Source organism: Micromonospora sp. C81 (assembly GCF_018070425.1).
Taxonomy (GTDB): domain Bacteria; phylum Actinomycetota; class Actinomycetes; order Mycobacteriales; family Micromonosporaceae; genus Micromonospora; species Micromonospora zamorensis.
Genome location: NZ_JAGPXS010000002.1, coordinates 519,615 through 546,600, shown reverse-complemented (window position 1 = coordinate 546,600; position 26,986 = coordinate 519,615). Strand labels below are relative to the sequence as shown.

General features: G+C 70.6%; 28 protein-coding genes, 2 tRNA genes and 1 other RNA gene. 18 read left to right on the top strand and 13 right to left on the bottom strand.

Features of this window, described 5'->3' with window-relative positions:
• Window positions 1-44 precede the first annotated feature (44 nt).
• Complete coding sequence (locus KBX46_RS06105) at window positions 45-809, bottom strand: class I SAM-dependent methyltransferase (protein WP_210791423.1); 765 nt, start codon at window positions 807-809, stop codon at window positions 45-47.
• 398 nt (window positions 810-1,207) lie between these two features.
• Between KBX46_RS06105 and KBX46_RS06100 the strand changes: the two genes are divergently transcribed.
• The gene (locus KBX46_RS06100) at window positions 1,208-1,822 is read left to right on the top strand and encodes a DUF6230 family protein (RefSeq protein ID WP_210791421.1); all 615 of its coding nucleotides are present in this window, start codon (window positions 1,208-1,210) and stop codon (window positions 1,820-1,822) included.
• 77 nt (window positions 1,823-1,899) lie between these two features.
• A complete protein-coding gene (locus KBX46_RS06095; protein ID WP_210791419.1) occupies window positions 1,900-3,471 on the top strand; it encodes a DUF6114 domain-containing protein in 1,572 nt (523 codons plus the stop codon).
• A gap of 74 nt (window positions 3,472-3,545) precedes the next feature.
• Here KBX46_RS06095 and KBX46_RS06090 read toward each other — a convergent pair whose 3' ends face one another.
• The gene (locus KBX46_RS06090) at window positions 3,546-5,216 is read right to left on the bottom strand and encodes a DUF885 domain-containing protein (protein WP_210791416.1); all 1,671 of its coding nucleotides are present in this window, start codon (window positions 5,214-5,216) and stop codon (window positions 3,546-3,548) included.
• 130 nt (window positions 5,217-5,346) lie between these two features.
• Here KBX46_RS06090 and KBX46_RS06085 point away from each other — a divergent pair, with 130 nt between their 5' ends.
• Window positions 5,347-6,327 (top strand): DMT family transporter, encoded by a 981-nt coding sequence (locus KBX46_RS06085; RefSeq protein WP_210791414.1) that lies wholly within the window; start codon window positions 5,347-5,349, stop codon window positions 6,325-6,327.
• A 100-nt stretch (window positions 6,328-6,427) separates the two neighbouring features.
• On the opposite strand, the gene KBX46_RS06080 is transcribed toward KBX46_RS06085, so the two are convergent.
• Both KBX46_RS06080 and KBX46_RS06075 read right to left on the bottom strand, forming a co-directional pair.
• A complete protein-coding gene (locus KBX46_RS06080; RefSeq protein WP_210791412.1) occupies window positions 6,428-7,498 on the bottom strand; it encodes a PHP domain-containing protein in 1,071 nt (356 codons plus the stop codon).
• A 29-nt stretch (window positions 7,499-7,527) separates the two neighbouring features.
• Complete coding sequence (locus KBX46_RS06075; protein ID WP_210791409.1) at window positions 7,528-8,289, bottom strand: M23 family metallopeptidase; 762 nt, start codon at window positions 8,287-8,289, stop codon at window positions 7,528-7,530.
• Window positions 8,290-8,353: 64 nt separating this feature from the next.
• Here KBX46_RS06075 and KBX46_RS06070 point away from each other — a divergent pair, with 64 nt between their 5' ends.
• From KBX46_RS06070 to KBX46_RS06055, 4 genes are all read left to right on the top strand, one after another.
• Complete coding sequence (locus tag KBX46_RS06070; RefSeq protein WP_370453060.1) at window positions 8,354-8,746, top strand: hypothetical protein; 393 nt, start codon at window positions 8,354-8,356, stop codon at window positions 8,744-8,746.
• A 142-nt stretch (window positions 8,747-8,888) separates the two neighbouring features.
• The gene (locus KBX46_RS06065; protein ID WP_172862128.1) at window positions 8,889-9,056 is read left to right on the top strand and encodes a hypothetical protein; all 168 of its coding nucleotides are present in this window, start codon (window positions 8,889-8,891) and stop codon (window positions 9,054-9,056) included.
• A gap of 118 nt (window positions 9,057-9,174) precedes the next feature.
• Entirely contained in the window at window positions 9,175-9,702 is a 528-nt protein-coding gene (locus KBX46_RS06060; protein WP_088950620.1) for a tRNA adenosine deaminase-associated protein, read from the top strand.
• 145 nt (window positions 9,703-9,847) lie between these two features.
• Complete coding sequence (locus KBX46_RS06055) at window positions 9,848-10,294, top strand: nucleoside deaminase (protein ID WP_172862243.1); 447 nt, start codon at window positions 9,848-9,850, stop codon at window positions 10,292-10,294.
• A gap of 211 nt (window positions 10,295-10,505) precedes the next feature.
• Here the strand turns inward: KBX46_RS06055 and deoD are convergent, their stop codons facing one another.
• Window positions 10,506-11,213 (bottom strand): purine-nucleoside phosphorylase, encoded by a 708-nt coding sequence (gene deoD, locus KBX46_RS06050; protein ID WP_074315244.1) that lies wholly within the window; start codon window positions 11,211-11,213, stop codon window positions 10,506-10,508.
• Between the two features lie 75 nt (window positions 11,214-11,288).
• Here deoD and KBX46_RS06045 point away from each other — a divergent pair.
• Window positions 11,289-11,375: transfer RNA gene (locus tag KBX46_RS06045), tRNA-Ser, on the top strand.
• A gap of 62 nt (window positions 11,376-11,437) precedes the next feature.
• Here KBX46_RS06045 and KBX46_RS06040 read toward each other — a convergent pair.
• Both KBX46_RS06040 and KBX46_RS06035 read right to left on the bottom strand, forming a co-directional pair.
• Window positions 11,438-12,187 carry an SDR family oxidoreductase gene (locus tag KBX46_RS06040; RefSeq protein ID WP_099849238.1) on the bottom strand — a complete coding sequence of 250 codons (750 nt, stop codon included), beginning with the start codon at window positions 12,185-12,187 and terminating at the stop codon, window positions 11,438-11,440.
• A gap of 56 nt (window positions 12,188-12,243) precedes the next feature.
• A complete protein-coding gene (locus KBX46_RS06035) occupies window positions 12,244-13,161 on the bottom strand; it encodes a TIGR03620 family F420-dependent LLM class oxidoreductase (RefSeq protein ID WP_308159390.1) in 918 nt (305 codons plus the stop codon).
• 126 nt (window positions 13,162-13,287) lie between these two features.
• Here KBX46_RS06035 and KBX46_RS06030 point away from each other — a divergent pair, with 126 nt between their 5' ends.
• Entirely contained in the window at window positions 13,288-13,920 is a 633-nt protein-coding gene (locus tag KBX46_RS06030) for a TetR/AcrR family transcriptional regulator (RefSeq protein WP_210791408.1), read from the top strand.
• 126 nt (window positions 13,921-14,046) lie between these two features.
• Here the strand turns inward: KBX46_RS06030 and KBX46_RS06025 are convergent, their stop codons facing one another.
• Together KBX46_RS06025 and KBX46_RS06020 are read right to left on the bottom strand one after the other, a co-directional pair.
• Window positions 14,047-14,541, bottom strand: coding sequence for a hypothetical protein (locus tag KBX46_RS06025; protein ID WP_172862127.1), 495 nt, complete (start codon window positions 14,539-14,541; stop codon window positions 14,047-14,049).
• A 92-nt stretch (window positions 14,542-14,633) separates the two neighbouring features.
• A complete protein-coding gene (locus KBX46_RS06020) occupies window positions 14,634-15,188 on the bottom strand; it encodes a hypothetical protein (protein ID WP_210791406.1) in 555 nt (184 codons plus the stop codon).
• 134 nt (window positions 15,189-15,322) lie between these two features.
• Between KBX46_RS06020 and KBX46_RS06015 the strand changes: the two genes are divergently transcribed.
• Window positions 15,323-15,961, top strand: a complete 639-nt coding sequence (locus tag KBX46_RS06015; RefSeq protein ID WP_210791404.1) for a DUF1349 domain-containing protein — start codon at window positions 15,323-15,325, stop codon at window positions 15,959-15,961.
• 58 nt (window positions 15,962-16,019) lie between these two features.
• Here KBX46_RS06015 and KBX46_RS06010 read toward each other — a convergent pair whose 3' ends face one another.
• On the bottom strand, window positions 16,020-16,211 hold the full coding sequence (locus tag KBX46_RS06010) for a DUF397 domain-containing protein (RefSeq protein ID WP_099849233.1): 192 nt from the start codon (window positions 16,209-16,211) through the stop codon (window positions 16,020-16,022).
• A complete protein-coding gene (locus KBX46_RS06005) occupies window positions 16,202-16,969 on the bottom strand; it encodes a helix-turn-helix transcriptional regulator (RefSeq protein WP_210791402.1) in 768 nt (255 codons plus the stop codon). The genes KBX46_RS06010 and KBX46_RS06005 overlap by 10 nt, the downstream gene beginning before the upstream one ends.
• A gap of 193 nt (window positions 16,970-17,162) precedes the next feature.
• Here KBX46_RS06005 and KBX46_RS06000 point away from each other — a divergent pair, with 193 nt between their 5' ends.
• Entirely contained in the window at window positions 17,163-17,405 is a 243-nt protein-coding gene (locus KBX46_RS06000) for a flavin reductase (RefSeq protein ID WP_099849230.1), read from the top strand.
• Window positions 17,406-17,501: 96 nt separating this feature from the next.
• On the opposite strand, the gene KBX46_RS05995 is transcribed toward KBX46_RS06000, so the two are convergent.
• Window positions 17,502-17,586, bottom strand: a tRNA-Ser gene (locus KBX46_RS05995).
• A gap of 82 nt (window positions 17,587-17,668) precedes the next feature.
• Here KBX46_RS05995 and ffs point away from each other — a divergent pair.
• Both ffs and KBX46_RS05985 read left to right on the top strand, forming a co-directional pair.
• An RNA gene (ffs, locus tag KBX46_RS05990) (signal recognition particle sRNA small type) lies at window positions 17,669-17,758 on the top strand.
• A 244-nt stretch (window positions 17,759-18,002) separates the two neighbouring features.
• Window positions 18,003-21,080, top strand: a complete 3,078-nt coding sequence (locus KBX46_RS05985; protein WP_210791400.1) for a DNA polymerase III subunit gamma and tau — start codon at window positions 18,003-18,005, stop codon at window positions 21,078-21,080.
• An 83-nt stretch (window positions 21,081-21,163) separates the two neighbouring features.
• Here the strand turns inward: KBX46_RS05985 and KBX46_RS05980 are convergent, their stop codons facing one another.
• Window positions 21,164-21,838, bottom strand: a complete 675-nt coding sequence (locus KBX46_RS05980; RefSeq protein WP_210791398.1) for a DUF998 domain-containing protein — start codon at window positions 21,836-21,838, stop codon at window positions 21,164-21,166.
• A 201-nt stretch (window positions 21,839-22,039) separates the two neighbouring features.
• Between KBX46_RS05980 and KBX46_RS05975 the strand changes: the two genes are divergently transcribed.
• From KBX46_RS05975 to KBX46_RS05955, 5 genes are all read left to right on the top strand, one after another.
• Window positions 22,040-22,348: a YbaB/EbfC family nucleoid-associated protein gene (locus tag KBX46_RS05975; RefSeq protein ID WP_007466279.1), complete on the top strand. Its 309-nt coding sequence runs from the start codon at window positions 22,040-22,042 to the stop codon at window positions 22,346-22,348.
• 8 nt (window positions 22,349-22,356) lie between these two features.
• On the top strand, window positions 22,357-22,950 hold the full coding sequence (gene recR / locus KBX46_RS05970; RefSeq protein ID WP_088950605.1) for a recombination mediator RecR: 594 nt from the start codon (window positions 22,357-22,359) through the stop codon (window positions 22,948-22,950).
• A gap of 322 nt (window positions 22,951-23,272) precedes the next feature.
• Entirely contained in the window at window positions 23,273-24,937 is a 1,665-nt protein-coding gene (locus KBX46_RS05965) for an ABC transporter substrate-binding protein (RefSeq protein ID WP_210791396.1), read from the top strand.
• Window positions 24,938-25,019: 82 nt separating this feature from the next.
• Window positions 25,020-26,024: an ABC transporter permease gene (locus KBX46_RS05960; RefSeq protein WP_088950603.1), complete on the top strand. Its 1,005-nt coding sequence runs from the start codon at window positions 25,020-25,022 to the stop codon at window positions 26,022-26,024.
• Window positions 26,021-26,983, top strand: a complete 963-nt coding sequence (locus KBX46_RS05955; protein ID WP_088950602.1) for an ABC transporter permease — start codon at window positions 26,021-26,023, stop codon at window positions 26,981-26,983. Before KBX46_RS05960 ends, KBX46_RS05955 begins: the two co-directional genes overlap by 4 nt.
• Window positions 26,984-26,986: the final 3 nt, after the last annotated feature.

The window sequence follows — 26,986 nt, the reverse complement described above, 5'->3', positions numbered from 1 at the left end:
CCCCCCCCCTCGCCCCCGCGGGCGCCCGGCCCCGCCCCCACCCCTCAGTCGTGGAGCGGCTCCTGCCTCGGATGCCCTGCGCGGCGTACCGCGTACCGCATGCAGACCCAGTCGTCGCTGTACAGCAGATCGCGCCACTGCCCGACGATGTCCCCGCCATGTGCGGCCATGAGCCGCACCATGTCGGCGTGTGGTACGACAGTCATTTTCATCGGCGCCGGATAATTGAGCAGGTGGCACTGTGCCCAGCTGATCAGGCGGGACGGCGCCAGATGCCAGACGATGCCCCTGGCCGTACGCCCCGGCTCGGTTGGCAGCCCCAGGACAGCGATGCCGCCTGGCCGCAACACGCGCAGGAACTCGGCCAGATAGTGATCGATGGCGGGGCGCGGCAGGTGTTGCAACACCAGGGCGCTGTAGACCAGGTCGAAGTGGCCGTCGGGAAACTGGCTCAGGTCCGGTGCGTCGTTGAGGACGAACCGGATGTTCTCGGCGCTCCGGTTGAGTCGCCGGGCGGCCTCCAGCATGGTCGGAGCTATGTCCACACCGACGACCTCGTCCGCGTGTGGGGCGAGTGCCTGAGACAGTCGCCCGACGCCGCAGCCGAAGTCGAGCACCCGCTCCCAGCGGGTGGGCAGGCCGAGTTGGCGAAGTTGGCCGGACGTCCCCTCGACGTCGGTGCGGCCCGTGGCCAGAAACTCCTCCACGTCCCACCGTCCGCCGCGTTTGCCGGGCTCAACGAGTACGGCCCAGAGCGGATCTTCAGCTCCGAGCTTGGTCCAGTCGCGTCGCACGTCGTTCAGTTGCACGTCGAAACCCTAGGACCTCCGGCCATCCGGTGGGGTCCCGCTGTTTCCGGGATCGCCTGGATGTTCGGACGAGAGGGATGAGCCGAACGGCTCTCCGCGATTGCGTGCTTTACATCCGTTACCTAATTGTAATCCATCAATGCTCTGCCACTCTCTGTTGTTGGAGGGCATGGCTATGCCGTCTTTGTCGCCTGTCGAGGTTTCTGTCCACACCGAAAACTCACGATTCGTGACGGCGGCCTGCTGTTGAGTCGCCCTCGTGTTGCCGCCGGATGGCCAGGGGGTTGTGAGCCGCGCCGCAACGGGTGCACGATCAGGCTCGATCGTTACCCGCCGGTAACACATGACGGGCCCGGTGCGGGCCGCCAGTGCGGGACCGGCCACCTGAGGAGGAACCCGTGCAGGCTCGGTTTGAGGATCAGGGTCGTACCCGGTGGCGGCGGTTCGTCGCCATGGCGGTCCCCGCCACCGCCGCCGTCGGCGCCATCCTGTTCGGCATGTCGACCGGCGCCATCGCGTCCGACGTCACCGTGTCCGGGCAGACGTTCAAGATCGGCGCGGCCCGCCTTGAGGGCGACGGCTTCAAGCAGTACGGCGGCGTCGTGCGCGAGAAGGGTGAGGACGGCAGGACCCACCCGATCGCCGTCGCCGAGATCAGCAGCGCAGAGCTCTACAACCTCTGCCAGTCCATCCGCTCTGACCTGCCTGGCCTGCCGGTGGTTCTCACCATCAACGCCGGTGAGGGCAAGGAGCCTGCCCGGGCCAAGGACCTGCTGATCGCCATGGACTCGCTCGACGGCAACGCGACGTTCACCAACATCAAGATTGGCCGGGACGCGACCGACCTGAACGCGACGGCGCAGAAGGGTTCGTTCGGCCAGAACTCCGACCACGTCACCATCACGAACCTGCAGCAGGTGTCCCGGTACACCACGGCGGCCACCTTCAACCTGGTCGGACTCCGGTTGAAGGTCAACGTGGGCGACAAGGCCAAGGGCAAGGAGTGCTTCTGAGGTGAGCCGGGGCCCGCGGTGGCCGACCACCGCAGGCCACGTCCACGTCCCCGTCCCCGCTCCGCCAGGAGGAGTACGTGACAACCGCCAACGCGTCCCACACCCGGCCCGGCGGCACGGCCCAGGCGTGGCAGACCTTCCGCCGCTGGCAGCGGAGCCGACCGTTCTGGGGTGGCCTCTTCATCGCCCTGGCCGGGGTGGCGATGTTCGCCTCCACCCGGATGACGATCAACGGCCTGAGCTTCCACAGCGGAGCCACCGGTCTGCTCTCGCTCCTGATCCCGGTCATCCTGGTGACCTGCGCCCTGCTGCTCTGGTTGAGCCCGGCGCAGCGGCTGTTCTACTCGGTCGTCGCGGCGGTCACAACGGTCTACTCGCTGATCGGGCTCAACCTCGGCGGCTTCTTCGTCGGTCTGCTGCTCGGCATCGTCGGCAGCGCGCTCGCGTTCGCCTGGACCCCGATCCGACCCGCGCCAGCCGCCGCCGAACTGTCCGACACCGACCTGTCCGACACGGACCTGCCCCTCGCCGACCAGGTCGATGCGGGCCAGGCGGTGGCGGATCAGCCTGGCGCGGATCAGGCGGACGCGGGTCAGGCGGACGCGCGTCAGGGCCACGCCGAGCAGAGCGGAGTCGAGCGGCTCGACACGGAGCGGATCGGAGTCGAGCAGGTCGACGCGGCCGACGAGCCGGTGGATCGCCCGGCGGGCGGCGCGACCGACGTGGGCGCACCCCCCGAGTGGCCGGGACGTTCCGCTGATCCGCGGGTGTTCGGAGTTGCGCTGCTGGTGCTGGGCCTCGCTGCGGCCGGCCTGGCCACCCAGCCCAGAGCGGTGCAGGCCGCACCGACCCGACCCGCCGCGACCGCCTGCCCGAGCCCGTCCCGCTCTGTCACGCCGTCGCCCAGCCCCACCACTCCCACCGGGACGCCGACCCCGACACCGAGCGCCAGCCCGGAGCGGGACGGCAACATCATCACCGACATCCTGGACGGCATCGGGGACCTGTTCACCGGTGGCCGCGGCGAGAAGGCCGCGACGCCGTCGGCTACCCCGACCGCCAGCGCGTCGGCGAAGCCGACAGCCACGCCGACGGCCCGTCCCGGCTCCACGGCCTGCCCGTCACCGAAACCGGGCGGGTCGGGCAAGCCCGGGGCCACGACACCAGACAAGCCAGAGAAAGCGGAGCCGGGTAAACCGCTGCCCCGCATCGCCGCCGACCCCAATCTGCCAATGGTGGGCCAGACGCCGTCCAAGCTCACCGGCTCCAAGGTCACCATGACCGGGCTGCGGTTCGACGGGACCACCGAGCTGCAGACCGAGAAGGGCAGCCTCAAGGTGCTGAAGTTCAGCATGCGGGAGGCGGTGACCGACGACTTCCTGCTGGTCGCCGACGGCCCCGACGGGCGCACCCAGCGGTACAAGACCGACCGGCTGACCGTCCGCGGTAACGTGGCCTTCTACTCCACCCGGTTCGTCGGCAAGCTGCTCGGCATCAAGCTCACCCTGACGCCGGACCTGCCGTTGCCGGACGGGATCCCGGTCACCCTGCCGATCTCGATCACGTTCACCGACCCGGTCATGGACCTGGCGTACGTCACCAGTGACACGCTGACCGCCCGGCCGTCGTTGGCGCTCGCCCTCGGCTGAACGACACATCCGCCCCGATGGCTCCGGGTGCTGGCGGCTCGTTCGCACCGCCAGCACCCGGAACCGTCAGCGGCTCAGAGCCGGGCCAGCGCCCGGCGCAGCGGGTCGAGGCCCAGCGCGCCCAGGTCCAACGCCTGCCGGTGGAACTCGCGAAGGTCGAAATCCGCGCCCTTGCGGGCCTTGGCGTCCTCGCGGGCCTGGAGCCAGATCCGCTCACCGACCTTGTACGACGGGGCCTGCCCCGGCCAACCCAGGTAGCGGTTCAGCTCGAAGCGCAGGTTCTCGTCCGGCACCCGGCAGTGCGCCCGCATGAACTCCCAGCCCAACTCGGGCGTCCACCGCTCACCCGGGTGGAAGCCGAACGGGTTGTCCTTCGGGATCTCCAGCTCCAGGTGCATGCCGATGTCCACGATCACCCGCGCCGCGCGCATCGCCTGACCGTCGAGCATGCCCAGCTTGTCGCCCGGATCCTCCAGGTAGCCCAGCTCGTCCATCAGCCGCTCGGAATAGAGCGCCCAGCCCTCGCCGTGCCCGGAGACCCAGCAGAGCAGCCGCTGCCAGCGGTTGAGCAGGTCGGCCCGGACGGCGGTCTGTGCCACCTGGAGGTGGTGACCCGGCACGCCCTCGTGGAAGACGGTGGTCACCTCCCGCCAGGTGGAGAAGTCGCTGATGCCCTGCGGCACCGCCCACCACATCCGGCCCGGGCGGGAGAAGTCCTCACTCGGGCCGGTGTAGTAGATGGCGCCGTCGCTGGTCGGGGCGAGGCAGCACTCGATGCGGCGGACCTGCTCCGGGATGTCGAAGTGGGTGCCGTTCAGCTCGGTGATCGCCTTGTCGGCGAGCTCCTGCATCCAGTCCCGGAACGCCTCCTTGCCCTGGATGGTCCGGGCCGGGTCGGCGTCCAACCGGGCCACGGCCTCGTCGACGGTGGCGCCGGACCCGGCGATGCGCCCGGCGACGACCCGCATCTCCGCCTCCAGGCGGGCCAGCTCCGCGAAACCCCAGGCGTACGTCTCGTCCAGGTCGACCTTGGCGCCGAGGAAGTACTGCGAGGCCAACTCGTAGCGTTCCCGGCCAGCGGCCTGCTTGTCCCGCCCGTGCGGGGCCATCTCGGTACGCAGGAACTGGCCGAACTCGGCGGTCGCCGCGGTCGCCGCCGCCGCACCCCTACGCAGCTCCGCGCCGAGCGAGCCCTCCGCGTCCAGCCGCTCGACCAGCCCGTGGAAGAAGTTGTCCCCGGTCGGGTCGACCCAGATGTCGCACTGCTTGGCCACCTCGACCAGCTGCACCTTCGAGCTGACCTGACCGGCGGCGAGTGCCTCGCGCAGCGTGGTCTTGTAGCCCTCCAGCGCGCCGGCGAAGCCGTTGAGCCGGGCCGCGACGTTGGCCTGCTCGTCGGCCGTCGCGGTCGGCATCAGGTCGAAGACCATGCGAATCTCGTGCAGCCCGCTGGCGATGACGCTGACCTCGCTGGTCACCTCGCCGGCGTCGTACCGGGCCAGGTCCAGACCGAGCCTCTCCTGCATGGCCTCCTTGGCGGTCCGCTCCAACTCGGTTGCCGGCTCGGTCACCTCCAGGTCGGCGAGAGTCCGGCGGGTGAGGTCCGCACGCGCCCGGTAACCCTCGGGCGAGAGGTCGTCGAGTTGGTCGTCATGGCCGGCGATGCCGACGAAGGTCGCGCCGGTGGGGCTCAAGGGCGCCCACTCGGCCACGTATCGGTTGGCTAGTTCATCGATTCGTCCCACGCTGCGACACTACGTGACCACCCCGCCCCCGTGTCGATGACGTTTGTCGTGTTCAGCAACAGGTTCCGGCAGCGTGTGACGTCCGAAAAGGCGTGCGACTTTGTCGGAGCGCTACGGCAGAGTGTCAGGGGTGAACGCCGATACCACTCCTGACAAAGCGCCAATCCGTTCCTGGTTGCCAGGCTTCGTCGCCCTCGCCGCGATCTGGGGCTCCAGCTTTCTCTTCATCAAGGTCGGGGTGGGCGAGCTGCACCCGGTCCAGCTCACTCTCTACCGGGTCGTCGCCGGCGCGTTGACCCTGCTCGTCGTCCTCGCCATGCTGCGCGACCGGCTGCCCCGAGAGCCTCGCGTCTGGGCACACCTGAGCGTCGTCGCCGCGTTCGGTGTGGCAGTGCCGTTCACCCTTTTCGGCTACGGCGAGCAGCGGGTCGAGTCGATGCTGGCCGGCATCTGGAACGCCACCACGCCACTGATCGTGCTGCCGTTGGCGGTCCTGGTCTTCCGCACCGAGCGGCTGACCGTGCGCCGTGCGGTCGGGCTCGGGCTGGGCTTCCTCGGTGTGCTGGTGGTGCTCGGGGTCTGGGAGGGCATCGGCGGGGCCCACTTCACCGGCCAGCTGATGTGCTTCGGCGCGGCCGCCTGCTATGGCGTCGCCATCCCGTACCAGAAGCGGTTCGTCGCCGGCAGCGCGCACTCCGGCCTGTCGCTGTCCGCCGCGCAGCTGCTGCTCGCCGCCGGGCAACTGGCCATCGTCACCCCGTTCGTCGCCGGCATGCCGCCGCTGCCCACCGAGCTGTCGGCGGGAGTGGTGGCCAGCGTGTTGACCCTCGGCGCGCTCGGCACCGGGCTCGCTTTCGTGATCAACATGCGCAACATCCGGGTGGCTGGCGCGAGCACCGCCTCCACCGTCACGTACCTGATCCCGATCTTCGCGGTGCTGATCGGCGCCGTGGCGCTCGACGAACGCCTCAACTGGCACCAACCGGTCGGCGCGTTGATCGTACTGCTCGGGGTCGCGGTCTCGCAGGGCGTGTTCGGTCGCCGACAGCCCCGGCCGGTGGTCGGGGTCGGTGCGCCCGCAGCGCCCGCCGCCGAGCCGGTCCGCCACTGAGGCCCGCCGTGCCGCCGGGGCGGCGGCTGGAAGGGGTTGGTCCCTGGAGGGCCGGCCACCGCCGGCCGGTCCGCGGAAGGGGTCGGGCGGGGCGTCCAGGTCAGGCGTGGTTGTGGGTCCAGTCCACGAGTTGCTCGGCGGACCAGGTGTTGACCACCCGGTCGGCGGGGACGCCGCAGAGGGCGGCCCGTTCGCAGCCGAACCGTTGCCAGTCGAGCTGGCCGGGCGCGTGGGCGTCGGTGTTGATGGCGAACCGGCAGCCCGCCTCCAGCGCGCGGCGGATCAGCCGCTTCGGTGGATCCTGGCGCTCCGGCCGAGAGTTGATCTCGACGGCGGTGTCGTGCTCGGCGCAGGCGGCGAAGACCGCGTCCGCGTCGAAATCGCTCTCCGCCCGGGTCCGGGCCCGGTGACCCCGGTCGCCAGGGCCGGTCACTCCTGCCGGGCGGGACGACACCATCCGGCCGGTGACATGGCCGATGATGTCCAGGTGCGGGTTGGCGATCGCGGTCAGCATGCGGCGGGTCATCTTCGACCGCTCGTCCTTGAGGTTGCTGTGCACCGACCCGACCACCACGTCCAGCCGGGCCAGCAACTCGTCGTCCTGGTCGAGTGAGCCGTCCGCGAGGATGTCCACCTCGATCCCGGTGAGGATCCGGAAACCCTCGGGCAGCGCCGCGTTGACCTGCGCGACGTGGTCGAGTTGCCGGCGCAGCCGGGCCGCGGTCAGGCCACGGGCCACCGTCAGTCGTGGCGAGTGGTCGGTCAGCACCAGGTACTCGTGGCCCAGCTCCACAGCGGCCAGCGCCATCTCCTCGATCGGCGAGCCGCCGTCGGACCAGTCCGAATGGGTGTGGCAGTCGCCCCGCAAAGCGGCGCGTAGCGCCGTCGCCTCGGCATCCAGGTCGCTGCCCTCGGTCGCCACCAACCGCCGCAGGTAGACCGGCTCCTCACCGGCCAGCGACTCCGCCACACAGCGGGCGGTGACGTCACCAACCCCGGCCAGCTCGGTGAGCGTGCCGTTGCCGGCCCGGTCGGCCACCTCGGTGGCAGGCAGGCCGGCCAGCGCCTTCGCCGCCGACCGGAACGCCCGGACCCGATAGGTGGCCTCGTTCGCACGCTCCAACAGGAACGCGATCCGGCGCAGGTCGGCGATGGGGTCCCGGGCCTTCATCCCACCGAACCTAGTCGGTGCCGCGCCGGTCAGGGAGCCTTCGGACAGCCGTGTTTGCGCTGCCACGCGGTGACCTCGGTGGCCGGTTCCCGATTGCCGCCGCGTCGCCAGGAATCCAGGTAGCGGGCCGGCCAGAGCACCCCGCGCCGAATCCACCAACCGTCCTTGCCCGCACACGGCGGCGAGATGCCGAAGTGCACGTGGCACACGTTGTTGGCGTTGCCGGTGCGCCCCACCTTGCCGAGCTGCTGCCCGGCGCGGACCCGCACCCCGGCGTCGACCCCGCCGGACACGGCAGTCAGGTGCGAGCCGTAGTAGCGCACCCCGTCGTCGCCGAGCAGGGAGACCGACAGGCCACCGTTCTCCGGGCCCTGCGGCCCCCGCTTCGAGTACCGGTCGACCCGACTCACCTCCAGCACCGTCCCGTCGGTCACCGCGACGAACGGTTCACCACAGTCGGCGAAGAGATCCGTGGCCGGATATGCCCCGTGCGTCGGGTGGTAGTCGACGTTGTCGGCGCGTACCGGGAAGACATGCCGCAGCCCGGTGCGCGGTGCCGTCGCCGACGGCCCGGCGGACGACGGTGTCGAGGCCGGGGTCGGGGTGGCAGCCGACGTCGACGGTGCCGCCGGCTGCTCGGCGGTCGCCCAGACCGCCGGCGGCGTGGGCGCGGCGCCGTCGGCCGGCACCCCCGGCCGGGTCGTCGCGCAGCCGGCGGCCAGCACCGGGACGAGCAGCAGCAGGATCGGGTACGCCGGACGCGCGCGGCGGCCGATCGTCGGCGACGGCATCCGGTCATCCTGGCAGAGCCGGTACCGTGGGCACGAGCGACGCGCGTGAGGGAGGGCAGCGACGGTGACCATCGCCCGACCAGAACCTGGCTCGGATCCCGGTGCCTTCGTCCGCCCGGTGGCGCGTACCCCCTCGGGTCTTTTCCCCGCCGGCCCGCCGGCCCGGCCCACCTACCGCGAGCCGCACCCGGTCACCGGCGGTGGTGTCGCCGCTGGCGGCGGCGCGGCGGCCGGTTGGTTCCTGTTGTTCGGGCTGCTCGGCACCGATGTGGCCAGTTACGCGTGGTGGACGGTGGTGGCCGGTCTGCTGGCGTGGCTGACCGCTCTGGTGCTGGTCCGCTATGGCGACCGAGGGGTCGCCACCGGGGTCGCCATCGTCACGGCGGGAGGCTGGAGCATCGCCGCCGCCGTGCTGGCGGTGCGCTGGGGAACCAGCGGTGACTGGCCGTTGTGGTGACCGCCGACTGCGTCACCGACTGTTCCCGTGACAGTGCCGAAACGGCTCCGAAACGAGTGTCCATGACTGCGCCGTGTGCCCGGTTGGCTGCGTAGCGAACGCCGTCTTGACGTGGCCGCCGAGACTCGGCACGCTCGGCACTATGGCCTGGACCACCCCGCGACAGGACCCGGATCGCACCCGCCGCCGCCTTCAGTTGTTGGCCGAGTTGGCGGGTGCCCGCGCGGTCCGTCAGCGCAGCCGACCGCAGCGGCAGCGCACCGAGCGTCTGCGCCAGCTCATCGCCACCCGCCGTCGGGTCGTCGGCTGATCCGACTTTGTCAGGAATGACCGGCGCTTCGGGGCGTTGACCGGTCGCCTGCCGACCCGACCGGCTAACGTGCACGCGTAACGGGTCGGCGTTGTGCCGAGGGGCTATTGGGGGGACCGTGTCGTACTTCGCTGCGGCCGTGGTGCGCGACGACAGTGGCTGGACCGCCGCCGAGGTCAGCCTGCGCGGCGCCACCGACATCGACGAGGTCGCTGACCGACTGCGTGACGTCGACCTGGAGGCCGACGTGTCGCTGCTGTTCGTCGAGGCCGATGACGCCTATCTGGTGGTCCTTCGTCTCGACGAGGGCGACGACCTGCGGGTGTTCGGTTCGGACTCCGCGTTCGCCGAGGAGTCCCCTCTTGGTTCGCTGCTGGTCGGTGACCTGAAGACCTCGGTCACCGGGCTCGACGGCGACGAGGAGCCGCGCCCGGTGACGAGCGGTGACGAGGAGAGCGAGCAGCCCGTCGTCGACCCGGAGGCCGACCCGGTGGGCGATGCCGACCTGCTGGCCAACCTGGGCATCTCCGCGCAGAAGCTGCTGACCCTGTGTACGCACGAGGGCATGATGCCGGCGGACGTCACCGCCGAGATCTGCCAGGTGCTCGGCTGCGTCGACGAGGTCGAGGAGCTGCGTGAGGTCTGAGCCGGCCGACGCCACCGATCCGTCGCTGGAGTCGATCCGGCCCGGGCAGCCGACCCCCGGCGCGGTGGGCCGCGCCGGCCCGGGCGCCCACGAGGGCCTGGCCGACCTGGGCGAAGTCGGCCGGCGGCAGCGGCACGAGCTGTGGATGCGCCGTGCCCTGGAGGTCGCCGTTACGGGCGTTGCCGACGCTGCCACCGGTGCCACGGATGTGGACGACGTGCCGGTGGGCGCGGTGCTCTACGGGCCGGACGGGACCGAGTTGGCCATCGGGCGCAACGAGCGGGAGCTGACCGGCGACCCCACCGCCCACGCCGAGGTGCTGGCCCTGCGCCGAGGTGCCGAGCAGGTCGGCCGGTGGCGGCTGGACGGCTGCACCCTGGTGGTCACCCTCGAACCGTGCACCATGTGCGCGGGTGCGTTGGTGCTGGCCCGGGTCTCCACCGTCGTCTTCGGCGCGTGGGAGCCCAAGACCGGCGCAGCTGGATCGCTCTGGGACGTGTTGCGTGACCGCCGGCTCAACCACCGCCCCGAGGTCTACGGCGGGGTGCTGGAGGCCGAGACCGCCGCCGTGCTGCGAGCGTTCTTCCGCTGAGGCCGGGCCGCTCGCCTCTCGCCGACGTGGGCGCTGGCCGCCGTGTGACCTGGGTGTATGGATCGGGCTCGCGTGGCGTGGCGCGGGTTGGCGTGGCGTGGGTTGGCGTGGCGCGGATCGGGCCGGCCTGATGCTGGAGAGCGTGATGACTGTGAGGCATATTTATGCCACACAGTCATCACGCTCTCCGCGGTGACGCCGCCCGGACGGGTCAGGCGATGATCGTGTCGAGGGCGATCTCGACCATCTGGCTGAAGGTCTGCTCCCGCTCCTCGGAGGTGGTCTTCTCGCCGGTCTTGATGTGGTCGCTGACGGTCAGCACGGTCAGCGCGCGGGCCTTGAAGCGGGCGGCGATCGTGTAGAGCGCCGCCGACTCCATCTCCACCGCCAGCACGCCGTAGTCGGCGAGCGTGTCGTAGAGGTCCGGCCGGTCGGTGTAGAAGGCGTCCGCCGCCAGGATCGGCCCGACGTGCATCGTGATGCCGCGCCGCTCAGCCACCTCGACCGACGTACGCAGCAGCCCGAAGTCGGCCACCGGGGCGTAGTCGATCAGCCCGTCGAAGCGCATCCGGTTCATGTTGGAGTCGGTGGAGGACCCGATGGCCGCCACCACGTCCCGCAGTTGCAGGTCGGTGCTGAGGGCACCACAGGAGCCGACGCGGATCAGCGTCTTCACGCCGTACTCGTTGATCAGCTCGTGTGCGTAGATGGAGGCCGACGGCATGCCCATGCCGGAGCCCTGGACGGAAACCTCGACGCCGTTCCAGCGGCCGGTGAAACCCAGCATGCCCCGGACCGTCGAGTAGCAGGTGGCGCCCTCGAGGTAGGTCTCTGCGATCCACTTGGCCCGCAGGGGGTCGCCCGGCATCAGGACCCGCTCGGCGATCTCGCCCGGCTTCGCGCCGATGTGCGTACTCATGGCAAAGATCCTGCCAGGCCGGCAGGGGCGATACCGGTTCGGCGTCGGAACCAGCGGTCCTGTACCCTCGTCGGCGGTGGCGTGTCCGAGCGGCCTAAGGAGCACGCCTCGAAAGCGTGTGAGGGTTAACGCCCTCCGAGGGTTCAAATCCCTCCGCCACCGCTCTGAAGTGCGAAAGCGCCCGGACGATCCGCGAGGATCGGCCGGGCGTTCCGCGTTCGGTCTCAGAGCTGCTGCTCGCCGCCGTCAACGAACAGCTCGCCGCCGGTCATGAAGCTGCTCTGGTCGGAGGCGAGGAAGAGCGCCGCGTTGGCGATCTCGTCCGGGTGGGCCATCCGGCGCATGGGCACGCCCGAGGCGATGGACTGGAGCAGGCCGGGGGCCTCCTCGGGGCTGGGCGCCAGACCCGCGAGCCCGGGGGTCTCGGTCGAGCCGGGGACCAGGGTGTTGACCCGGATGTTCCGGCCGACCAACTCGGCGGCCCAGGTGCGGCCGAACGAGCGGATGGCGGCCTTGGACGCGGCGTAGACGCTGAACGCCGGGGTGCCGTTGCTGGCGGCCGTCGAGCCGGTCAGCACGATCGAGGCACCCTCATTGAGCAGAGGCAGGGCCTTCTGCACGGTGAAGACGGTGCCGTAGATGTTGGTGTCGAAGGTGCTGGCGATGTGTTCGACCGTGATCGAGTCGAGCGGGAGGAACTCGCCGCCGCCGGCGTTGGCGAACACCACGTCCAGCCCGGCGCCCCGGGCCTCGATCGCCCGCATCACCCGGTCCAGGTCGTCGAGGTTGCCGACGTCACTGGCGATACCGGTGGCGTTGGTGCCGATGCTGGCCACGGCCTCGTCCAGCGGGCCCTTGCGCCGGCCGGTGACGAAGACGTACGCGCCTTCGGCGGCGAATCGGCGGGCGGCGGCCAGGCCGATGCCCGTGGTGCCCCCGGTGACGAGGGCGGTCTTGCCGTCGAGCTGTCCCACGATGGATCTCCTCTTGTTGCGGTGCGGGTGGTCCGGCCGGCCGTTGCGGCCGGTGGTCAATGGGTTGCGGGGGCCGGGGTGAAGGTCGGCAGGAGGGCGGCCAGGTCGCGCCACTGCGGCAGGGGCAGCGCCGGCCGGCCCGGGTCGTCGGGTCGCAGCACGTGGAGGGCGACGTGGTTCGCGCCCGCGTCCAGGTGCTCCCGGATGCGCGTGGCCACCGCGTCCAGGTCGCCCCACGCGACGAGGGCGTCGATCAGGCGGTCGCTCCCGCCGGGGACCAGGTCGTCGTCGGTGAACCCGAGGCGGGCCAGGTTGGCCCGGTAGGTCGGAAAGCCGATGAACATGCCGATCCCCGCCCGGGCGGCTGCGCGGGCCCGCTCCGGGTTCTTGTCGAGGACGACGGCCAGGTGCGGTGCGATCAGCGGCTGCGCCCCCACGCGTTCGCGCTGCGCGGCGCTGTAGTCCGGGGTCACCATGAACGGGTGCCAGCCGGCCGTCCGGTCGGCAGCCAGGTCCGCCATCCTCGGCCCGAGCGCACCGAGGATGCGGCGCTCGACGGGAACCGGCCGTGGCGCGGCGTCCAGGGAATCCAGCCAGCGGCTCATCGACTCCACCGGTCGGCCGTAGTCCTGGCCGGCCTGGGCGGCGGAGTGGGCGTTGCTGACCCCGAAGCCGAAGACCGTCCGGGGTCCGTGCGCGGCGTCCAGCGCGGCCAGCCGGTCGCCCAGACCCGTCGGGTCCTGGCCCCAGATCGCCAGCACTCCCAGTGCGATCGTGGCGTGCGGCGCGGCTCCGAGCAGGTGCCCGACGTCGTCCACGGCCCCGCCACCGTCCAGGCCGGGCACCCACAGTGCCCGGAAGCCCTGTTCGTCGAGTTCGGTCGCCGCGTCCCGAATGGCCGGGTCGGCGGCACCGCGCAGCTCCATGCTCCAGAGCCCGACCGCAGGTAGCGGGGTGTTCAAGTGATTCGCCACGCCGTCCTCCCACCTATTCTGTACCGAGCGGTACGGATCCGACCGTAGCAACCGGCGGCGACGTCCGCAAATTTCTGTACCGATCGGTTGGGCTGCGGGTAGGATGGGTCGAGGGAGGTGGTGGCCGTGCCACAGCGAGGGCGACCACGGGGTTTCGACGCCGACGAGGCGCTGGAGCGCGCAGTGGAGGTGTTCTGGCGTCAGGGGTACGAGGGCGCGTCGGTGAGCGACCTCACCGCCGCGATGGGCATCAACAAACCCAGCCTCTACGCCGCCTACGGGGGCAAGGAGGAGTTGTTCCGCAAGGCCGTGGCCCGCTACGCCGAAAAGGACATGGCGTACGCCCGGAGCGCGTTCGCCCAACCCACCGCGTACGAGGTGGTCGGCACCCTGCTGCGGGAGAACGTGCTCGCCGTGACCCGGCCCGACCGTCCGGCCGGGTGCCTCTCGATCCAGGGCGGCACCGCCTGCTCCAGCGAGAACGCACCCGTCGCCGGGTTCCTCGCCGCCAGCCGCCTGGCAGGCGAAGGGGCTCTCGCCGACCGGTTCGCCCGCGCTGTCGCCGAAGGCGACCTACCCGCTCACGCCGACCCGGTCGCGCTCGCCCGCTTCGTCATGATCGTCAGCGAGGGGCAGGCGGTGCATGCCGCCGCCGGTGTCAGCCGGGAGGACCTGCGACAGGCCGCGGAGATCGCGCTCGCCGGTTTCGCCGCGGCGTCCGGGGCGCGGCTGCCCGAACAGGCCACCGGGACGGTCTGAGCGCTCAGCGAGCCGCGAACAGCCCGCCGGGGTGTTCCCGACACTGAAGCATCGACCCGACGTGCCGGGCGGGTCGATCCACATCGGATCAGCCCGCCCGTCAGCGCCACGTCGGTGCGGTTCGCCTCAGCAGGGGCCGACGCCCTCGTCGAAGAGGCGGCGGGCCCAGTCGGCGTACCCCGCGATGGTTTTTCGGACCGTGCGCCCGTCGTGCAGGAACAGGTACGCGCGGTCGCCGCTGCGGGCGAGCAACCCGTCGAGGCGGTGCGTCCCCTGTGGAGCATCGAGTCTGGTCACCAGCTGGTAGCGGGCCCAGACCTGGTCGACGGGCGAGCCCACCGTTATGCCCTCCGGTGTCCGCATCGGGTCGCCGACCCAGAGCAGCACCAGTCTGTCGTCCATGAAGACCGGGCTGACCGTGTCGTGGCCGACGAGCATCGGCCCGCAGGCGTCCAGGCTGGTACGCAGGATGCCGCGCTGGGTCAGCTCATCCTCGGTGTCACCGAACTCGATGTTGCGCAGGCCGTTCAGGTCGATGATCTCCACGCTGCCGGCGGGCCGGCCGTGCGGGATCGACCCGGTTGGCGGTACGCCGCTGCCAGCGATCGAGGCAGCCGTCATCAGCATGGCTATAAAAGCAAATTGTCGCAATTTCATGGAATCCCCCAGTCCCCAACGGAACGAGGGCGCTCAGGTTGCTGGCGATCGCCGGATTACTGATTTTCCCACTGTTCGACCAGCTCATCCCAGTAGTCGGCGCTGAGTCGACGCCGCCCGTGCGCCAGCCAACCCTCGGTGTTGCGCTCCAGGTGCAACCCCAGTTCGGCGAACGGGTCGATCCACTCGCCGGGCTCGACACCGAGCCGGGTCAACGCCGCGTTGATCGGCCACTGCTCGCGCGGCGCGTCCAACACGTCGTCGAAGCCTGGACCCCACGACAGCGTCCCGCCCAGCCACACCGCCGCCGACTGGTAGCCGGTGCCACCGCCGAACTCCGCCTCCAGGTATGCCACCGGCCCCGCCTCTGACCAGCGGGTCAGCGACTCGGTCAGCGTCGGCGACAGCACCAGGCCGAACGGGTGCTCGGCGCTCCGGTCGTCCGTCGTGAAATCCGGCAGCGACCCGGTCAGCTCCACCACCAACTGCGGCGTGACCGGCAACAACCCGAAATCCTGGCGCAGCTCGCCGAGGACCGCGTGATCCAGCTCGGCGGTCTGCTCGCGGAGCAGCTCGGCGTCCGCGACCACCGCGCTGAGCTGGTAAGCCATCGAACCCTCCGCCGTCCACAGCCTGTGGATAGAACATGTGTACGACGGTTTCCGGCGAGCCGGCGTCGATTCCCGGACCGTACCCGCCCAGCGGCGACAGACTCCCTGCCGGGACCCGTTGTACGGTCCTGGTCATGGCTGACCAACTGACCGTCCCCGGTATGCCGTCTCCGCTCGTGCCCTCACCCGAGGGGCTCTGGCGGGTGGACGAGACGACCGGCGCCGTGACGGTGTCGGCGCAGCCGCGCACGGACATCTTCATCGACCCGAGCGGAGTCGGCGTCGACGGGGACGAGAACGCCGTGCCCGTCCTCAACGCGGCGACGCTGCTCGGTGACCTGCCGCCGGAGGGCGACTTCCAGTTCAGCGCCCGGGTCAGCGTCGCCTTCGCCGCCACCTTCGACGCCGGGGTGCTGCTGATCTGGCGTGACGAGCGGTGCTGGGGCAAGTTGTGCTTCGAGTTCTCGCCCGAGGGTGAACCCATGATCGTTTCCGTCATCTGCCGTGGTGTCGCCGACGACGCGAACGCCTTCGTCGTGGCGGACCGGTCGGTGTGGCTGCGCGTCTCGCGAATCGGCCGGGTCTACGCGTACCACGCCTCGGTCGACGGCACGACCTGGCAGTTGATCCGCGTGTTCAGCTTCGACGGCGAGACGACCCGCGACCGGATCGGCTTCGCCGGCCAGTCGCCGACCGGCGACGGGTGCAGCATGACCTTCGACGAGATCAGCTTCCGGCCGGAACGCCTCGCCGATCTCCGCGACGGCTCCTGACACAAGCCCTGTCCACAGCCTGTGGATAGAACATGTGTACGACGGATTGAGGCCCTGGTCAGAGCCGCATGGCGAGCCGGCTGATGAACGCGCGCCAGGTCGCCGGCGCGAAGGTGAGCGCCGGGCCGGTCGGGTCCTTGGAATCCCGTACGCCGACGACGCCGGGCAGGTTGTCGGCGACCTCGACACAGTTGCCGCCGTTGCCGCTGCTGCGGCTGCTCTTGCGCCACCGTGCGCCGTTCAGCTCCATGTCTGCGCCACTTCCCTCATCAGGTCGACCGACTGCCAGTGGGACAGCGCCTCCCCGCGCACGTTCTCCCATGCCGCCATCATGGCCGCGATGTCCTCGGGGTCGCTAGCGACTTGTCCCTGGAGTTGGTTGTCCAGATAGCCGGCGACCCGGTGGTCGTGGCTGTGTGCGATCACGAACGGCCCGTTCAACCCGGCGTAGGCACCGACCGTGCTGGGCACGACGTGCACCCGGATGTGCGGCTCGGCGCACGCCGCGACGACGGCCAACAGTTGCTCGCGCATTGTCGATCCGCCGCCCACCGGGCGACGGATGACCGCCTCGTCCACGACCGCCGTGAACTGCGGCGGGTCATCCCGCTTGAGCACGCCCTGCCGGCCGAGCCGGACCGTGAGAAGCCGCTCGATGTCACCCCGGGGGATCAGGCCCGCGCCGCTCAGCACTGCCCTGGCGTACGCCTCGGTCTGCAACAGCCCCGGCAGGACGGTCGACTCGTACGACCGCAGTGACACCGCCTCGCGCTCGATCTCCTGCCACGGACGAAACCAGATGGGGTCACGACGTCTTGAAGTGTCCGGCCAGATGTCCGACACGTCCTTGTGGAGGGCCTCCGCTGCCGCCAGGCGGTGCCGGGGGTGCGGGATGCGCCCCTCGGTCAACCAGCGCCCCACGGTCTTCGGGTCGACGCCGACCGTCTCGGCGAGGGATTCGGTGGTGTGCCCGGTGTCGCTGAGCGCCACCCGAAGCGCATCGTTCACGGCGGCCCCTCCATCGGATGTCTCGAATATCTGAGGACCATATCGCTACGCGGTGTACCTGTCCGGTGACGCGCCAGAGGGTGGTCCGCAGAAGACGGCGTGACCGGTGGAGGCGCAGGAGCCCGGCGGTAGGCGTCAGTCCGGGGGTCGCCCCGACAGGGCGACCCCCGTCCACCGCGAAGGAGGTTCGCCTGTGCCCCGCCGCCGCTACCGGAACCATCTGCCGACCCGACCCACCTGGCGCTGTGCCGCGTGCGGCATCGCCTGGCCCTGCTCGGCGGCGAAGCTGCGGCTGCTCGGCGAATACCGGCACGACCGGCTGGCGTTGACCGTCTACCTGGCGACGCTCCAAGCCGAGGCCAGCGCGCAGCTCAGCGAGGTCGACCCAGGTCGGCTGACCGACCGCTTCCTGTCCTGGGCCCGCGCTCGCGCCTGAAGGGGGCTGGGCCGAGGGCGTGGTTCCCGGCGCGGAGAACGACTCAGGGCCGGTCCCCAGTGGGGCCGGCCCTGTCGGTCGTGTAGCTCAGACGAGCGGAGGATACGAGATTCGAACTCGTGAGGGTGTAAACCCAACACGCTTTCCAAGCGTGCGCCCTAGGCCTCTAGGCGAATCCTCCGCGAGCCAGGATACAGGCCTCCGTCGGCCGGGCCACCCCACCACCCCCTGAAGATCGACGGGCGGTCGGGTAGGCTGGGCGGCACCTCCCGTGCGGCGGTATCTCGTGAACCTCCCCAGGGCCGGAAGGCAGCAAGGATAAGCGAGCTCTGCCGGGTGCACGGGAGGCCTTTTTGTCTGTGGGCCGGTTGATCCACTCGACTTCCGTGATGTCGGGGTGTCCCGGCCACGCGGACACCGCGGTTTCCAGGAAGCCGAGTCGATCAAGCGCGGCGCGGCGTCGGTCAGGCGCGGCGCGGGGTCGATTAAGCCCTGGCGGCCCGGTCGATCAAGCACGGCAGCCGGGGTGCCGGGGTGGTGGGTGGTCACCCGCGCCCGACCGGCGCAGAATGGCTCGGTCGAGAGGAGGCGGGACGAGTGACGCTGGCGCTCTACCGCAAGTACCGGCCGCGTACCTTCGCTGAGGTCATCGGTCAGGAGCACGTGACCGAGCCGCTGTCGCAGGCGCTGCGCAGCGGACGGCTCAACCACGCCTACCTCTTCTCCGGGCCGCGCGGCTGCGGCAAGACCTCCAGCGCCCGGATTCTGGCCCGCTCGCTCAACTGTGAGCAGGGCCCCACCCCGGAGCCGTGCGGCAAGTGTGAGTCCTGCCGCTCGCTGGCCACCGACGGTGCCGGCTCTATCGACGTGATCGAGATCGACGCGGCCAGCCACGGTGGTGTCGACGACGCCCGCGAGCTGCGTGAGCGCGCCTTCTTCGCGCCGGCCAGCAGCCGCTTCAAGATCTACGTCATCGACGAGGCGCACATGGTCTCGACCCAGGGCTTCAACGCCCTGCTCAAGCTGGTCGAGGAGCCCCCGGAGTACGTCAAGTTCATCTTCGCCACCACCGAACCGGAGAAGGTCCTCGGCACGATCCGTTCGCGGACCCACCACTACCCGTTCCGGTTGATCCCGCCGAAGGTGCTCCGCCCGTACCTGGAGCAGCTCACCCAGGCGGAGGGCGTCGCCGTCGAGCCGGCGGTCTTCCCGCTGGTGGTCCGTGCCGGTGGAGGCAGCGCCCGGGACAGCCTCTCGGTGCTCGACCAGCTCATGGCCGGGGCCGGCCCGGAGGGTGTCACCTACGCGCGGGCCGCCGCGCTGCTCGGGGTCACCGATGCCGCGTTGATCGACGAGATGTGCGACGCGCTGGCTGCCGGGGACGGCGCCGCCGCGTACGCCACCGTCGACCGGGTCGCCGAGGCCGGGCACGACCCGCGCCGGTTCGCCGCCGACCTGCTGGAACGGCTACGCGACCTCATCGTGATCCAGCAGGTGCCGGACGCCGCCGCGAAGGGCCTGATCGACGGTCCGGCCGACCAGATCGAGCGGATGGCCGCCCAGGCTTCCCAGCTTGGCCCGGCCACGCTCTCCCGCTGCGCCGACATCGTGCACGACGGCCTGGTGGAGATGCGCGGCACCACAGCACCCCGCCTGCTGCTGGAGCTGATCTGCGCCCGGATGCTGCTGCCCGGCGTGGACGACTCCGCCGGTGGCCTCCTCCAGCGGCTTGAGCGGATGGAACGTCGGCTCACCCTGACCGGCACCGACGCGCCGCCGGCCGCCGCCGGCTCCGCGCCAGCAGCCCATCCAGGGGTACGCCCACAGCAGGCCTCACCGGTTCCGGCTGCCGCAGGCCCGGCACCCACCAACGCCCCGACCTCCGCACCGCCGTGGGAGGTCGACCCGGCGGAGTCCCCGGCCCGGAACGCCGCCGACCTGAGCGCTGCGGTGTCGAGTGCTCCGGCCTCGGCCGGCCGGGTCCCGACCGCTCCGGCGTCGAACGCACCGGCTTCGGGCGTCCCGACCTCGGGCGCGCCAGTGTCGGGCGTGCCGGCCTCGGCCGCCGACTCGCCCATTCCGGCGTCACCCGGTGCCACCGTCGGGTCGTCACCCGCTGATCAGGGCGCACCTGTCTCGCCCGCCGGGCCGGGCGCCGGCTCACACGCCCAGCGTCGCGTGGTGCCGCCGTCGGCGGTGCTCCCCGACCCGGCCACGCCCGTGCCACCCCGACCGGGTGCGCCGGCCGCCGCGTTGGACGCGGTCGCGGTCCGCCGTGTCTGGCCCGACGTGGTCGGCAAGGTCAACCGGACCAACAAGCGGATCGCGGCCCTGATGCGCGACGCGGTCGTACGCGAACTCGACGGCGACATGCTGGTGCTGACGGTGAAGTCGACAGTGCTGGCCAAGATGATGGCCGACCATGCGGCTGTGCTGACCGACGCGCTCTACGAGGAGTTGGGCGGGCGCTGGCAGATCCGCTGCGAGGTGGCCGGTGAGCGCGGTGGCGTGTCGCTGTCCGGCTCGCAGCGCTCACAACAGGCCGCTCCGGCCCGACCCGCCGCCAGCCCGACGAGCGCGCCGCCGGCCGCACCGACTGCTGCCAACCCGACGGCCGCGCCGATCGCTACCAGCCCGACGAGTGCATCACCCGTCGCACCGACTGCTGCCAGCGTGGCGAGCGCGCCGCCCGCCGCACCGATTGCTACCAGCCCGACGAGTGCGCCACCACCGACTGCCACCAGCCCGACGAGCGCGCCGCCCGTCGTACCGACCTCGACCGGTGCCGCTGGGCCGACTCATGCGCCGTCCAGCGCAGCGAATGCGACCGGCACCACCGGCCCGGGTGCGCGCGGCGCTGTCGGCGTGCACGGAAGCGGCTCCGGTGCTGGTCAGCAGGGCGCAGCACCGCGCACCGCTGCGGATGATCACCGTGCAGGTCGGCAGGGCGGCGCCCAGCCCGCTGCCGCAGACGGTGCGGGTGGGCCGCGCGCAGCGCAGCCCGGCGCGGCCGATGACGAGGACGACTGGCCGGAGGCGGCGCGCCCCGGCGGCGGTGCCTCCGCCGCAGCGGCGACCGATGACGAGGACTGGCCGGAGGCCGCCCGCCCCGGCGGCGCGTCGGGCGACGGATCAGGTGCCGACACCGCGTCGGGCGGCTCCGGCTCGGCCCCCGCATCGGCCAGCACGACCGGCGGCAGCACGAACGGCGGCACCGCGAACGGCCGCACCGCGAACGGCGGTGGACCAGGTGTTGCGGGTGGCGCCGGCGCATCGGCCGGTGGCGGTAAGCCGGGCGGACGGGACAACCCGACACCGGCGGCCCGGCAGCCGGCGACAGCCGGTAACGCACCGGTGAGCAGCGCCATCGCCGCGGCTCGCGCGGCGGCGGCGGGGCGCGGTGCGCGTACCCCAGCGGCAGCCCGGCCCGTCGCGGACGCCGAATGGGCGGGCGAGCCTCCCTACGACCCGGACTTCGACGGCCCGACGCGCGGTGGTCGGCCGGGCGGCGCGGCGCCGGCGACCCCGGTCTACGAGGGGTTCGACCCGGGCGACGAGCCGTTGGACGAGGTCATCGACGAGAAGACCGCCCGGGAGTCCAGTGAGGAGCAGGCGGTACGGCTGCTCCGGGAGACCTTCGGAGCGGAAAAGATCGACGAGGTCGACGCCCGGTAGGGGACTGCGTCGCGGCGATCGGTGGCAGCTCAGCAGTGCCGTGTGCGGCGTGTCGAGTTGCTCAGCTGCCAACGATCAAGGAACTAGTGGACCTTGCTTGGGTTTGAGCGAGGCTGGCTGGCAGGTCTTTCGGCTAGCAGGACGCCGAGGCAGCAGGCCCAGAGGGGGAAGGGCAGCACTGCGACCCGTTCCATGCCGCCCACCCCGATCCCGACGCCCTGTTGGGCGAAGAACAACACGGTGCCTACCAGGGCGATGAGCCCTGCGGTGAGGGTGAGCGGTCGCCACCGGCCGAGCGTCGTGGTGCCCGGCGCGAAGCCGGCGAGGAGCAGGCCGATGTTGCCCAGGCCCATGATCAGGAATGCGCCGAGGACGTGCAGGTTCTCGTCGACGTCGGCCGGGTAGAGGGCCGCCAGGGCGTACCCGCCGGTGGCCACCAGCAGGAACATCTGGGCCGAGCGCACCACGCCGCCGCGACCGAACAGTCGCCAGGTCAGCAGGAGCCCGGCGGCGAGCAGCACTCCGGTGGTCAGCATCGCGGCGTTCATCAGCGGGTGCCAGGGCGAGCAGACGTAGCGGGGCCTGGTGGTGTCCCAGACGCCGCAGTGGGCGTTGCCGAGGTCGCTGATGTTGTGCAGGGCCCAGCTGTAGGTCGGTTCGCGCCACCGCAGGCCGGTGACCAGGCTGGCGACGAGGAAGATCGGTGCTGCCGCGGCCCAGCACAGCGCGCCGACCCGGCCGGTGGGGTTGAGATTCATGCCACGAGCACACCAGTGCGACGGCTCTGGGCGCACTACCGGCAGATGCCCGGTTCGGGGTAGTGGTAGCCGTACCCGAAGGCTCGGCGTGGGCGGACGCCTCCGGGCGGGGCGGGGTCGGTCCCAGCGGATAGGCTGGGCGGCGGCCGAGCAGACGAGTGCGAGAAGGAGCCATCCGTGCGCCCAGGTGGACAGCCGAACATGCAGCAGATGCTGAAGCAGGCGCAGAAGATGCAGCAGCAGATCGCCGCCGCCCAGGCTGAGCTGGCCGAGGCCGAGCTGACCGGCACCGCCGGCGGTGGGCTGGTCACCGCGACCGTCTCCGGCTCCGGTGAGCTCAAGGCCATCAAGATCGACCCGAAGGCCGTCGACCCGGATGACGTGGAGACGCTGGAGGACCTGGTCGTCGCGGCCGTGCACAACGCCGCCGAGGCGGCCCGGGAGCTGACCGAGCGCAAGATGGGCCCGGTCGCCGGTGGCATGGGCGGCCTCGGCCTGCCCGGTTTCTGAGGCGGCAGATGTACGAAGGTGCCATCCAGGACCTGATCGACGAGCTGGGTCGGCTGCCGGGCGTGGGCCCGAAGAGCGCTCAGCGGATCGCGTTCCACGTCCTGTCGGCGGACCCTGCCGACGTCAACCGGCTGGCCGGCGCGCTGCGCAAGGTCAAGGAGCTGGTGCGGTTCTGCACGACCTGCTACAACGTGGCCGAGTCCGAACAGTGCCGGATCTGCCGCGACCCGCGCCGCACCGACGAGGTGCTGTGCGTGGTGGAGGAGCCCAAGGACGTGGTGGCCGTCGAGCGGACCGGTGAGTTCCGCGGTCGCTATCACGTGCTGGGCGGCGCGATCAATCCGCTGGAGGGGATCGGGCCGGACAATCTGCGCATCCGGGAGCTGCTGATCCGGCTCGGTGGTGGCGGGGTGCGGGAGTTGATCCTGGCCACGGACCCGAACACCGAGGGCGAGGCGACCGCCACCTACCTGGCCCTGATGGTGAAGCCGATGGGCATCGCGGTGAGTCGACTGGCCAGTGGGCTGCCGGTCGGCGGCGACCTGGAGTACGCCGACGAGATCACCCTGGGTCGGGCCTTCGAGGGTCGCCGGGCGGTCTGACATCTATCCACGGCCGATGGCCGGCGCCCGAATCGGGTGCCGGCCATCGTCGTGTCGGTGGGCGTCACTGCCCGGAATTGATCTGACACTTGATCCCTCATCGGGGCTGTTCGACGTAACAGTTTGGCATCGCGGTCGCAGATTGATCGGTTTTTGGGGCCGTTTACCTTCGAATCGAATGTCAAGCGGCGGTTGAGGCACGATCCGATACCAACCGTCCACCTGGCGGTTTCCGGGTGGACGCAACGGGAGCTATGGTCACCGCCATCGGTGACCCCTGTCACCACGTTGTCCGTACCCCCAAGGACGAGGTGAAGCACACATGCGTGCACCCAGGCCGAAGGTCGCGATCGCGGCCATCGCGGTCGCGGCCCTCGCGGTAGCAGGCTGCGCCGAGAGCAACCGCGACGACGACAAATCCGGTGGTAGCAAGAAGGACACCCTCGTCTTCGGCGTCGCCGGAGACCCGAAGGTGCTCGACCCGAGCTTCGCCAGCGACGGTGAGTCGCTGCGTGTGGCGCGTCAGGTCTTCGAGACCCTGGTCCGACCGGAGGAGGGTGGCACGAAGGTCACCCCCGGCCTGGCCGAGTCCTGGACCCCGGACGCCGCGGGCACCACCTGGACCTTCAAGCTCCGTTCGGGCGTGAAGTTCCACGACGGCACCGACTTCAACGCCGAGGCCGTCTGCGTCAACTTCAACCGCTGGTACAACGCCAAGGGCCTCATGCAGAGCCCGGACGTGACCGCGTACTGGCAGGACGTCATGGGTGGCTTCGCGAAGAACGAGAGCGAAGACCTGCCGGCGAGCCTCTTCAAGTCGTGCGCTGCCAAGGACGCGACCACTGTGGACCTCGCGTTCACCCGGGTCTCCAGCAAGATCCCGGCCGCGCTGATGCTCCCCTCGTTCTCCATCCACAGCCCGAAGGCGCTGCAGGAGTTCGACGCGAGCAACGTCGCCGGCACCGCCGAGGACATCAAGTACCCGGCGTACGCGACGGCGCACCCGACCGGCACCGGCCCGTTCAAGTTCAAGGCCTGGGACGTCGCCAACAAGACGCTGACCCTGGAGCGCAACGACGACTACTCGGGCGCCAAGGCCAAGCTGAAGACGCTGATCTTCAAGACGATCTCGGACGAGAACGCCCGCAAGCAGGCGCTGCGCTCCGGCGACATCCAGGGCTACGACCTGGTTGGCCCGGCCGACGTCGAGCCGCTGAAGGGCGAGGGCTTCAACATGCTCACCCGCCCGGCGTTCAACGTGCTCTACCTGGCGATCAACCAGAAGGGCAACCCGAAGCTCGCCGACCCGAAGGTCCGGCAGGCCATCGCGTACGCGCTGAACCGTCAGCAGCTGGTCGACTCGAAGCTGCCCCCGGGCGCCAAGGTCGCCGAGAACTTCATGCCCGACACCGTCGAGGGCTGGAGCGGCGACGTTCCGAAGTACAACTACGACCCGGCCAAGGCGAAGGCGCTGCTGGCCGAGGCGGGCGCGTCGAACCTGACGCTGAAGTTCCACTACCCGACCGAGGTCACCCGGCCGTACATGCCGAACCCGAAGGACATCTTCGAGTTGCTGTCGGCGGACCTGAAGGCGGTTGGCATCACCGTCGAGGCGATCCCGCTCAAGTGGAGCCCGGACTACCTCAACGCCACCACCTCGGGCAGCAAACACGACATCCACTTCCTGGGCTGGACCGGTGACTACGGCGACGCCTACAACTTCATCGGCACCTTCTTCGACCGGCCGAAGGACGAGTGGGGCTTCAACAACAAGGCCCTGTTCGACCAGTTCAAGGACGCGGACACCACCGCGGACATCGCGGCCCGGACCGAGAAGTACAAGGCCCTGAACAAGTCCGTGATGGAGTTCCTGCCCGGTGTGCCGATCTCGCACTCGCCGCCGGCGATCGTGTTCGGCAAGGACGTGACCGGCGTCAAGGCGAGCCCGCTCACCGACGAGCGCTTCGCAACCGCCGAGTTCAAGTAAGTCCTGATCTGACGCAAGGAACGCGGGCGGGCGCTGTCGCACAGCGCCCGCCCGCAACCCTCCGCACCCCTTCGAGGCCGCCGTGTTCCGGTTCATCGTCAGGCGCCTGCTTCAGCTGATACCCACGCTGTTCGGGCTCTCCCTTCTGCTCTTCATCTGGCTCCGCCGGCTCCCCGGCGGCCCCGAGACCGCCATCCTCGGCGAGCGCGGCACGCCCGAGATGCGTGCCGCCATCCGCCGCAACATGGGGCTCGACGAGCCCATCCTGGTGCAGTACGGCCGGTTCGTCCGGCGGATGATCAAGCTCGACCTGGGCACCTCGACCTCCACCAAGCGGGCGGTCACCACGGAGTTCATCGAGCGCTTCCCCGGCACCGTCGAGCTGACCATCACCGCGATGATCATCGCGATCGGCATCGGCATCCCGCTGGGCTACCTGGCCGCCCGCCGTCGCGGCCGTTTCCTGGACCACGCGTCCGTGGGCGGTTCGCTGATCGGCATCTGCATCCCGGTGTTCTTCCTGGGCTACGTGCTCAAGGCGATCTTCTCGGAGAACCTGCACTGGTTCCCGTCCAGTGGCCGGCAGGACCCGACGCTGGAGGCGACCCGGGTCACCAACTTCTTTGTCCTCGATGGCCTGATGACCCGCGAGTGGGACGCCGCCGCCGATGCGCTCTGGCATCTGGTGCTGCCCGCCATCGCGCTGGCCAGCATCCCGCTGGCGATCATCGTCCGGATCACCCGGGCGAGCGTGCTGGAGGTGCTCAACGAGGACTTCGTGCGCACCGCCGAGGCGAAGGGCCTGACCGAGCAGACGGTCCGTCGCCGGCACGTGCTGCGCAACGCGATGCTGCCGGTGGCCACCTCGATCGGTCTGCTCGCGGGCGGCCTGCTCTCCGGCGCCGTGCTGACCGAGACCGTCTTCGCCTTCAGTGGCATCGGAGCATTCGTCGCCGAGGCCATCGGCCAGCGCGACTATCCGGTGCTGATGGGCTTCATTCTGATCATCGCGGTGGTGTACGTGCTGGTGAACCTCCTGGTGGACCTCTCCTACAGCTTCATCGACCCGAGGGTGAGGGTGCGATGACACTCAGCCCGGGCAAGAAGCGCGAGAAGATCGACCGGCTCTCCGAACTGGCCGCCCGTGACGACGAGCGTGGCGTCAGCCTCTGGCAGGAGGCGTTCCGCCGGCTGCGCGGCAACCCGGCCGCGATCGTCGGCGCCGTCATTTTGGCGCTCTTCGTGCTGGTCGCGGTCATCGGACCGTTCCTCGTGCCGTACGCGGCGACGGACACGATCGGCATCCGGGAAGGGCTGATCAAGCCTGGTGTCATTCCCGGCCCGAACGGCGACCACTGGTTCGGCTACGACCACCAGGGCCGTGACGAGTTCAGCCGGATGATCGTGGGTGCCCGCCAGACTCTGCTCGTCGGTGTGGTCTCCACCCTGATCGGTCTGGCGATCGGCGCGGTCATCGGTGGCGTCTCCGGTGCCGCAGCCGGTCTCGGTGGCCGGTGGGGGCGTTGGATCGACACGACCCTGATGCGGTTCATCGACATGCTGCTGGCGATGCCGAGCCTGCTGCTCGCGGTGAGCATCGCCGCCCTGCTCGGGGCCAGCCTGACCACTGTGATGATCGCGGTCGGCGTGGTCTCGGTGCCGGTGTTCGCCCGGCTGCTGCGCGGCTCGATGATCTCCCAGGCCAACAGCGACTACGTGCTGGCGGCCACCTCGCTCGGTGTCAAGAAGTCGAAGATCGCGCTGACCCACGTGGTGCCGAACTCGCTCGCCCCGGTGATCGTGCAAGCCACGCTGACCCTGGCCACCGCGATCATCGAGGCTGCGGCGCTCTCGTTCCTCGGCCTCGGCAACCCGGACACGGCCGTACCGGAGTGGGGTGTCATGCTCGCCGACGCGCAGCAGTACCTCGGTATCCGGCCGTCGCTGGCGATCTACCCGGCCGTCGCGATCATCATCACCGCGCTCGGCTTCACCCTGCTCGGTGAGGCGATGCGTGAGGCCCTCGACCCGAAGCTGCGGAAGTAGGCC

Bases quoted from the DNA above. Each gene is read 5' to 3' on its own strand.
- KBX46_RS06080 (WP_210791412.1), bottom strand. From the start codon at position 7,498: ATGAAGGCCCGGGACCCCATCGCCGACCTGCGCCGGATCGCGTTCCTG.
- KBX46_RS06075 (WP_210791409.1), bottom strand. From the start codon at position 8,289: ATGCCGTCGCCGACGATCGGCCGCCGCGCGCGTCCGGCGTACCCGATC.
- KBX46_RS06065 (WP_172862128.1), top strand. From the start codon at position 8,889: ATGGCCTGGACCACCCCGCGACAGGACCCGGATCGCACCCGCCGCCGC.
- KBX46_RS06055 (WP_172862243.1), top strand. From the start codon at position 9,848: ATGCGCCGTGCCCTGGAGGTCGCCGTTACGGGCGTTGCCGACGCTGCC.
- deoD (WP_074315244.1), bottom strand. From the start codon at position 11,213: ATGAGTACGCACATCGGCGCGAAGCCGGGCGAGATCGCCGAGCGGGTC.
- KBX46_RS06025 (WP_172862127.1), bottom strand. From the start codon at position 14,541: ATGACGGCTGCCTCGATCGCTGGCAGCGGCGTACCGCCAACCGGGTCG.
- KBX46_RS06020 (WP_210791406.1), bottom strand. From the start codon at position 15,188: ATGGCTTACCAGCTCAGCGCGGTGGTCGCGGACGCCGAGCTGCTCCGC.
- KBX46_RS06015 (WP_210791404.1), top strand. From the start codon at position 15,323: ATGGCTGACCAACTGACCGTCCCCGGTATGCCGTCTCCGCTCGTGCCC.
- KBX46_RS06010 (WP_099849233.1), bottom strand. From the start codon at position 16,211: ATGGAGCTGAACGGCGCACGGTGGCGCAAGAGCAGCCGCAGCAGCGGC.
- KBX46_RS05980 (WP_210791398.1), bottom strand. From the start codon at position 21,838: ATGAATCTCAACCCCACCGGCCGGGTCGGCGCGCTGTGCTGGGCCGCG.
- KBX46_RS05975 (WP_007466279.1), top strand. From the start codon at position 22,040: ATGCAGCAGATGCTGAAGCAGGCGCAGAAGATGCAGCAGCAGATCGCC.
- recR (WP_088950605.1), top strand. From the start codon at position 22,357: ATGTACGAAGGTGCCATCCAGGACCTGATCGACGAGCTGGGTCGGCTG.
- KBX46_RS05965 (WP_210791396.1), top strand. From the start codon at position 23,273: ATGCGTGCACCCAGGCCGAAGGTCGCGATCGCGGCCATCGCGGTCGCG.
- KBX46_RS05955 (WP_088950602.1), top strand. From the start codon at position 26,021: ATGACACTCAGCCCGGGCAAGAAGCGCGAGAAGATCGACCGGCTCTCC.